General features: G+C 71.5%; 3 protein-coding genes and 1 pseudogene. 3 read left to right on the plus strand and 1 reads right to left on the minus strand.

Annotation, left to right across the window (positions count from 1 at the left end; translation table 11 throughout):
* Positions 1 to 442 precede the first annotated feature (442 nt).
* From AB0G02_RS22385 to AB0G02_RS22395, 3 genes and pseudogenes are all read left to right on the plus strand, one after another.
* Positions 443 to 745: pseudogene (locus AB0G02_RS22385) on the plus strand (LUD domain-containing protein); the annotation flags it as partial.
* Between the two features lie 162 nt (positions 746 to 907).
* Positions 908 to 4,495, plus strand: coding sequence for a methionine synthase (gene metH, locus AB0G02_RS22390; protein ID WP_360797410.1), 3,588 nt, complete (start codon positions 908 to 910; stop codon positions 4,493 to 4,495).
* A gap of 279 nt (positions 4,496 to 4,774) precedes the next feature.
* A complete protein-coding gene (locus AB0G02_RS22395) occupies positions 4,775 to 7,381 on the plus strand; it encodes an ABC transporter substrate-binding protein (protein WP_360797411.1) in 2,607 nt (868 codons plus the stop codon).
* A gap of 56 nt (positions 7,382 to 7,437) precedes the next feature.
* On the opposite strand, the gene AB0G02_RS22400 is transcribed toward AB0G02_RS22395, so the two are convergent.
* Positions 7,438 to 8,358, minus strand: a 921-nt coding sequence (locus tag AB0G02_RS22400) for an efflux RND transporter permease subunit (protein ID WP_360797412.1), incomplete at its 5' end; no start/stop codon positions are given.

Genomic DNA, 8,358 nt, shown 5'->3' on the forward strand with positions numbered 1-8,358 from the left:
GTTCGCCGAACGACTGCGCGACTACCGGGCGCGGGTCCGCGTCGTGGCCGCCGACCGGGTGCCGGAGGCGATCACCGAGGCCCTCCGGGAACGGGGCGCGCGCCGCGTCGTGACGGCCCCCGGCATCCCGCCGGAGTGGACGCGGTCATGGGCCGACCGGGTGGACACTCAGTCGGACCAGCCGGCACACCAACCGACCGACCAGTCCCCCGCGCACCAGTCCCCAGCGCCCCAGCCGGCAGCACCCCAGTCAGCAGCGCACCAGCCGGCACGTCCACCGGCAGCTCACCAACCAGCGGAAACACATCGGCCAACGCCGGAACCCCCGGAATTGTCGGTCCCCGCCGGTAGAATTGAATCAAGGGTTCCCCTTGGCGGGGACCCTCACGAAGTCATCGCCGTCGGCGCGGCGGAGGGCGCGGGCGGCCTCGGGTTGGAGGTCCTCGAACGGGCCGACGCGGTGGTCACGGCCTGTCACGTGGCCGTGGCCGAGACCGGCACGATCGTGCTCGACCACGACGCCGCCGACCAGGGGCCCCGCGCCCTCACGCTCGTGCCGGACTACCACCTCGTCGTCGTCCGAGCCGACCAGGTGGTGGCCGGCGTGCCGGACGCCATCGCGGCGCTGGCCGGGGTCCGCACCCAGACCTGGATCAGCGGACCCTCCGCGACCAGCGACATCGAGCTCGAACGGGTCGAGGGCGTGCACGGGCCGCGCACCCTGGAGGTTCTCGTGGTCCGCTGACACTCCCGAGGCGCGTCTCATCCCGTGGGCGGATCCGCCCACGGTCGCGGCTTTCGCTAGCATTGACCTCCCGAACCGAGAGGCGCTGCAACGGGTGTCCAGCCCGCCACGCTCGGTCGGGGCTCGGAACCTGAAGGGCGCCTCCCAACCCTGGGAGGCTGCGTGTCGGAAAATGCCCTGCGAGAGCTGCTGGACCAGCGGGTCGCGGTGTTGGACGGCGCCTGGGGCACCATGCTCCAAGCCGCCGGGCTCACCCCGGCCGACTACCGCGGCGACCTGCTCGGCGACCACACGCACGACGTCACCGGCGACCCGGACCTGCTGAACCTCACACGCCCGGACCTGATCCTGGACGTCCACCGGCGCTACCTGGCCGCGGGCGCGGACATCACCACCACCAACACGTTCACCGCGACGAGCATCGCGCAGGCCGACTACGGCCTGGAGAAGCTGGTCCGCGACATGAACGTGCGCGGCGCGCAGATCGCCCGCCAGGCGGCCGACGAGGCGGGCGGCCGGTTCGTCGCGGGCTCGGTCGGCCCGCTCAACGTCACCCTGTCGCTGTCGCCGCGGGTCGAGGACCCGGCGTACCGGACGGTGTCGTTCGACCGGGTCAAGGACGCCTACGCGGAGCAGATCAGCGCGCTCGCGGAGGGCGGCGTCGACCTGCTGCTCATCGAGACGATCTTCGACACGCTGAACGCCAAGGCCGCCGTCGCCGCGGCCCGCGAGGTCGCGCCCCACCTGCCGCTGTGGATCTCGGTCACGATCGTGGACCTGAGCGGGCGGACGCTGTCGGGGCAGACCGTCGAGGCGTTCTGGAACTCCGTCGCGCACGCGGACCCGCTGGTGGTGGGCGTGAACTGCTCGCTGGGCGCGGCCGAGATGCGCCCGCACGTCACCGAGCTGGCCCGGATCGCGGGCACCTACACCGCGAGCCACCCCAACGCCGGCCTGCCCAACGCGTTCGGCGGCTACGACGAGACCCCCGACGAGACCGCGTCGCTGCTGCACGGGTTCGCGGAGGAGGGCGTGGTCAACATCGTCGGCGGCTGCTGCGGCACGACGCCCGACCACATCGCGCGGATCGCGGCGGCGGTCAAGGACATGAAGCCGCGCCCGGTGGCGCAGGTGCCGGACCGGACGCGGTTCAGCGGCCTGGAGCCGTTCGAGATCGGCGCGGACACCGGGTTCGTGATGATCGGTGAGCGCACCAACGTGACCGGTTCGGCGAAGTTCCGCCGGTTGATCGAGTCGGACAACTACCAGGCGGCGGTGGACGTCGCGCTGGAGCAGGTGCGCGGCGGCGCGAACCTGCTGGACGTGAACATGGACGCCGACCTGCTCGACAGCGAGCGGGCGATGACCACGTTCCTCAACCTGATCGCCACCGAGCCGGAGATCGCCCGGGTCCCGATCATGGTCGACAGCTCGCGGTGGAGCGTGCTGGAGGCCGGGCTGAAGTGCGTGCAGGGCAAGGGCGTGGTCAACTCGATCAGCCTCAAGGAGGGTGAGGAGCAGTTCCTCGCCCAGGCCCGCCGCGTCCGGGACTTCGGCGCGGGCGTGGTGGTGATGGCGTTCGACGAGAAGGGCCAGGCCGACACGGCGGAGCGCAAGGTCGAGATCTGCGGCCGGGCCTACGACCTGTTGACGCGGGAGGCCGGTTTCCCGGCCGAGGACATCATCTTCGACCCGAACGTGCTGGCGGTCGCGACCGGCATCGCGGAGCACAACGGGTACGCGAAGGCGTTCCTGGACGCGATCCCGCTGATCAAGCAGCGCTGTCCGGGCGTGCGGATCAGCGGTGGCATCTCGAACCTGTCGTTCTCGTTCCGCGGCAACGACACCGTGCGCGAGGCGATGCACTCGGCGTTCCTGTACCACGGTGTGCGGGCGGGCCTGGACATGGGCATCGTCAACGCCGGTCAGCTCGCGGTCTACGAGGACATCCCGAAGGACCTGCTGGAGCTGGTCGAGGACGTGCTGTTCGACCGCCGGCCGGACGCGACGGACCGGCTGGTGTCGTTCGCGGAGACGGTGGCGAGCTCCGGCACCAAGCGGGTGATCGACCTGGCGTGGCGCGAGGGCCCGGTGGCCAAGCGGCTGGAGCACGCGCTGGTGCACGGCATCGTGGACTTCATCATCGAGGACACCGAAGAGGCCCGGCTGGAGGCCAAGCGCCCGCTGGACGTGATCGAGGGTCCGCTGATGGACGGCATGAAGGTCGTCGGTGACCTGTTCGGCTCGGGCAAGATGTTCCTGCCCCAGGTGGTGAAGAGCGCGCGGGTGATGAAGCGCGCGGTCGCGCACCTGGAGCCGTACATGGACGCCGAGAAGGAGGCCTCCGGGTCCACCCGCGGCAACGGCAAGGTCGTGCTGGCCACGGTGAAGGGCGACGTGCACGACATCGGCAAGAACATCGTCGGCGTCGTGCTGGGCTGCAACAACTACGACGTGGTCGACCTGGGCGTGATGGTGCCGGCGGCGAAGATCCTGGACACCGCGATCGCGGAGGGCGCGGACGCGGTGGGCCTGTCCGGGCTGATCACGCCGTCGCTGGACGAGATGGTGTCGGTGGCGGCGGAGATGCAGCGGCGGGGCATGAAGCTGCCGCTGCTGATCGGTGGCGCGACGACGTCCCGGCAGCACACGGCGGTGCGGATCGCGCCCGCGTACGACCAGACGACGGTGCACGTGCTGGACGCGTCCCGGGTGGCGGGGGTGGTGTCGGCGCTGCTGGACACCGACCGCGCCGAGGAGCTGGCCGTGGCGACCCGGGTCGAGCAGCAGCGGTTGCGCGAGGAGCACGAGAACCGGCACAGCACGCCGTTGCTGACGGTCGAGCAGGCGCGGGCGAACGCCGAGGTGGTGTCGTTCGAGGAGCTGCCGACGCCCGCGTTCACCGGCCTGCGGGTCGTGGAGCCGTCGTTGACCGAGCTGCGCGGGATGATCGACTGGACGTTCTTCTTCCTGGCCTGGGAGCTCAAGGGCAAGTACCCGAGGATCCTGGAGACGAACCCGGCGGCCCAGGAGCTGTTCGACGACGCGAACGCGATGCTGGACCAGATCGTCGCGGACGGTTCGCTGCGGGCCGAGGGCGTGTACGGGTTCTGGCCCGCCCACTCCGAGGGTGACGACATCGTGGCGGACGGGCACCGGTTGCCGATGCTGCGCCAGCAGACCGTGAAGCCGCAGAGCAGGCCGAACCGGTGCCTGGCCGACTACGTGGCGCCGGCGGGCGACCACCTGGGCGGGTTCGCGGTGGCCATCCACGGCGCCGAGGAGCTGTCGGGCCGGTACGAGCGCGAGCAGGACGACTACAAGTCGATCATGGTGAAGGCGTTGGCGGACCGGTTGGCCGAGGCGTTCGCCGAGTACGTCCACCTGCGGGCGCGCAAGGACTGGTTCGAGCCGGACGCCGAGCCGGTGCTGGAGGACCTGCACGCCGAGCGGTTCCGGGGCATCCGGCCCGCGTTCGGCTACCCGGCGAGCCCGGACCACAGCGAGAAGCGCGACCTGTTCGCGATGCTGGAGGCCGAGCGGGTGGGCATGGCGTTGACCGACTCGTTCGCCATGACCCCGGCGGCGAGCGTCAGCGGCGTGATCTTCGCCCACCCGGAGGCCCGCTACTTCACCGTGGGCCGGATCGGGCGTGACCAGGTCGAGGACTACGCGGCGCGGCGCGGGATGCCGGTGGACGAGGTGGAGCGCTGGCTGCGCCCGAACCTGGCCTACGAGCCGGGCGCGTAGGGCGGACCGACGACGATCCGCCTGCCCGGCGGTCGATTGCGCGATCACCGGGCAGGCGGATTTCCTCCCTCCGCAGTTCTGCGGTGTGTAACGCGTGCGGGTGTGTGCGTGATGTCAGCTACGCGCGTCACCCGCGCACCGCAGAGGGGGAAATGTGCCCGATCCTGTGTTTCCCGGTGTGGACGCGCTCCTGACGCTGGTGCGAATGCTGGTGCGCAGGCCTCGATTATGGGAACGCGATAGGACCTCGAAAAACGGGGTGACCTGCCGCTGCCGCTGGTGTGCCTGATCCGCGAGCCCGGCGCGGACGGGTTCCTGGCCCGGCTGGACCGCGCGTTCGCGGCCAAGCTGCCGAAGGTGCCGCACGTCCTGGTCACCCCGGCGGATGCGGCGAAGCACCCGAAGGCCGCGCTGCCGCTGCTCCACGCCCTGCACGGGAAGTTGCGCAGCGGGCAATTCGGCCGGAATTCGTTCAAGCAATTCGACCACTACGAACTGGCCGACCACCTCAGCGGTGTGGAACTCACCCCGAAACAGGTGAAGTACGAGCGCCCGGTCGAAGCGGTGTTGCGCGCTTGGGGCAGGCACCGCATGTCCGGTCAGGTGGGCGAGTTGGCCGACAAGGCGGGGGAACGCGCCCAGTTCCTCATGGCCTTGACCAAGTTCGCCGGTCGGTTCATCGGCCTCTACTGGAGGCGTGACCGGGTTCCGGGGCTCGGTCGGGAGCGGCGGTGGTTCATGCGCCAGCCGTACATGGTGCCCCGGCACTCGCAGGACTTCTTCGACTTCGCCGAGCGGCTCACCAAGGACCGCCGGGAGTCGGAGAACCTGGACCAGTTCCACAAGCTGCTCGTGCACGCGTTCCTGGAGGACCTGCGCACGGCCTACCGGCGGACCAGGGCCGGGTTCGTCCCCCACCGCAAGGCGCACCGGCGGACCACGTACGTGCCCGTGCTGCTGGACGACGTCGACCCGGCCGGGTGGGAGTTGCTGCGGTTGGTCAACGAGGTGCGCAACGAGACCGGCGAGCTGGACCCGCTGCTGTTCATCACGGCGGGCGGCGAGCAGCCGGACGACCTGGCCGCGCCCAGCACGCCGATGACGCCGAACGTGGCGGAGGAGGCGTTCAGCGCGTGGAAGGGCAGGTTGCCGCGCCGCCGCCAGCTGCTCGCGCCGGACGCCCGGTACCTGTTCGTCAGCCTTCCCGCCGCGGTGCCGGACGGGGTGCACCTGTCCGGTCGCGACCGGCACGCCTGGGAGATCGAGGAGCGCGAGGGTCCGCGCCGCGCCGTGTGGCCGGCCCGGCGCGGGGTCGGCGAGATGCTGGTGGTGCTGGTGGTGCTGGCCGCGGCGGCAGTGCCGGCCAAGGCGCTGTGGACGCACTGGTGGGCCGACTGCGCGTTCTTCGGCGCGGTGACCGGGAACATCGCCACGGAGGTGGTCACGGTCGACGGCACCGACCAGTGCGTCGGCTACAGCGACAACGCCGGGCAGGTGTTCGGTCGCAACGAGCGGCTGCGGTTGGCCCAGGAGAACGTCTTCGCGCAGAACGAGGTCGCGGCGGACCTGCACGAGCAGTCACCGGACCGGCCCTACTTCAGCCTGGTCTACTTCGCCGGGTTGACCTTCAACCAGAGCTTCCCGGCCTCCGAGCACTCCGTCGCCGAGGAGCTGGAGGGCCTGCTCATCCGGCAGCGCCAGCTCAACACCCAGGGCCTGAGGAGCGGGCCGCTGCTGCGCATCGTCATCGCCAACGGCGGCAACAAGATGGCCGTCGCGCACGCCGTGGCGCGCGACCTGCTGGTCCCGCTGATCGAGGCCGATCCGGGCATCCTGGGCGTGGTCGGGTTCGACCGCAGCGTCACGCAGACCGCGGCGGCGATCACCGAGCTGGGCGACCACGGGGTCACCGCCGTGGGCACCACCCTGACCAGGGTCGGCCTGGACGGGACCTCGCCGCTGTACTTCCAGCTGGTGCCGGACAACACCGTGCAGGCCAACCTGATCGCGGACTACGCGGCGGACGTCCAGGCCACGAAGGTGACGATCTTCCACCGGGCCGGGAGCGGGCCGGACGCCTACGTCGACTCGCTGGTGGAGGTCATGCGGGCGCGTCTGGGGGGCGGGCCGATCGAGGTGGTGGACAAGGACTGGCAGGAGTCGGCGGCGGAGCTGTCGAAGGCGTGCATCGACCAGGAGGACCGCCACCTGGAGATCGCCTTCCACGCGGGCCGGGAGGACGAGTTCGGCGGTTTCCTCCAGGCGCTGCGCAACAACTGCGCCGGCCTGGACAAGCTGCCGCGGGTCGTCGCCTCCGACGCGGTGTCGCGGTTCGTCGCCCACACGCCGGGCCGCAACCGCGACGAGTTCAACGGCGTCCCGCTCTTCTACGTCGGCATGGGCGGGCTGGTGGTGCTCGCCGGTCGCTCCTGCGTCGAGGGCAGGTCCGGCACGGTGGTGGGTGGGTCGTCGGCGCTCGACTCGTTCTGCGCCGGGTACCACGCCCTGCGGGACGAGATCTCGGCGGTGCTCCCGGCGGTCGAACGCCCGGTCGCGCCGTGGCCGGGTGAACGGGTCGGCGGCCTCTACGACACGGCAGGTCTCTTCGCCGCCGCGGTGCAGGAGCTCCGGCCGCAGGGCGGACCGGCACCGCACCGGGCGGCGGTCGCCCAGAGGTTCCGCGAGATGGACTTCCAGGGCGCCACGGGACTGATCAACTTCAAGCAGGGCCGGATCGCCAACGACCGCAACCTCGCGGTGCTGAAGCTCGCGGACATCCACGACGTGCAGGGCATCCCGGAGTGCGAGCTGATGACCGGGTTCCTCTACCGCCGCGGCCAGGAGCGGGACCCGGTCACCGGTTGCCCCGCGCTCGGCGTCGGCTGACCCCGCGCACGACGGGGCCCCGCCGCCGAAGCGACGGGGCCCCTGTTCCGGACGGGTCAGACGGTGACCGGTTCGCGGTCCTCGCTGGGGCGTTCGGCCTTGCGCGCCAGGCGGCGCTCCTTGCGGCCCTCGACCATCGAGTACAGGGTCGGCACCAGCACCAGGGTGAGCAGGGTCGAGCTGATCAGGCCGCCGATCACGACGATCGCCAGCGGCTTGCCGATGAACGCGCCCTCGCCGGTGATGCCCAGCGCCATCGGGAGCAGCGCGAAGATCGTGGCGGCGGCGGTCATCAGGATGGGCCGCAGCCGGCGCCGTCCGCCCTCCACCACGGCTTCGCGCACCGGCATGCCGTCCCGCCGGTACTGGTTGACCAGGTCGATCAGCACGATCGCGTTGGTCACCACGATCCCGACGAGCATGAGCATGCCGATCAGCGCGGGCAGGCCGAGCGGGGTGCCGGTGACCAGCAGCAGGCCGATGGCGCCGGTGGCCGCGAACGGGATGGACACCAGCAGGATCAGCGGCTGCACCAGGCTGCGGAACGTCGCCACCATGATCAGGAACACGATCGCGATGGCCGCCAGCATGGCCAGGCCCAGGTCCCCGAACGTCTCGGCCTGGTCGGCGCTGACGCCGCCGATGCTGTGCGAGGCCCCGTTGGGCAGGTCGAGCGCGTCCAGCCGCGACGTGAGGTCGGCGGTCAGCGCGCCCAGGTCGGAGCCGGTGGCCTTGGCCGTCTCGGTGGCGCTGCGCGCGCCGTCGGTGCGCCGCACCTGCACCGGACCGTCCACCACGGCCACGTCGGAGACCTGGCCGAGCGTGACGCCGCCGGGCTGCGGCAGCGCGCGCAACGCGTCCACGTCGGTCGGCGCGGTGGCGGGGGGGTGCGGCACCTGGTGCGGCCGGGCGTGGATCGGCCGGGGTGTGGGCGGCACGCCGCGCCGCGCCAGCGCCGCGGACTGGGCGGTGGTGTG

Source organism: Actinosynnema sp. NPDC023658 (assembly GCF_040639995.1).
In the GTDB taxonomy this organism is placed as follows: Bacteria; Actinomycetota; Actinomycetes; order Mycobacteriales; family Pseudonocardiaceae; genus Actinosynnema.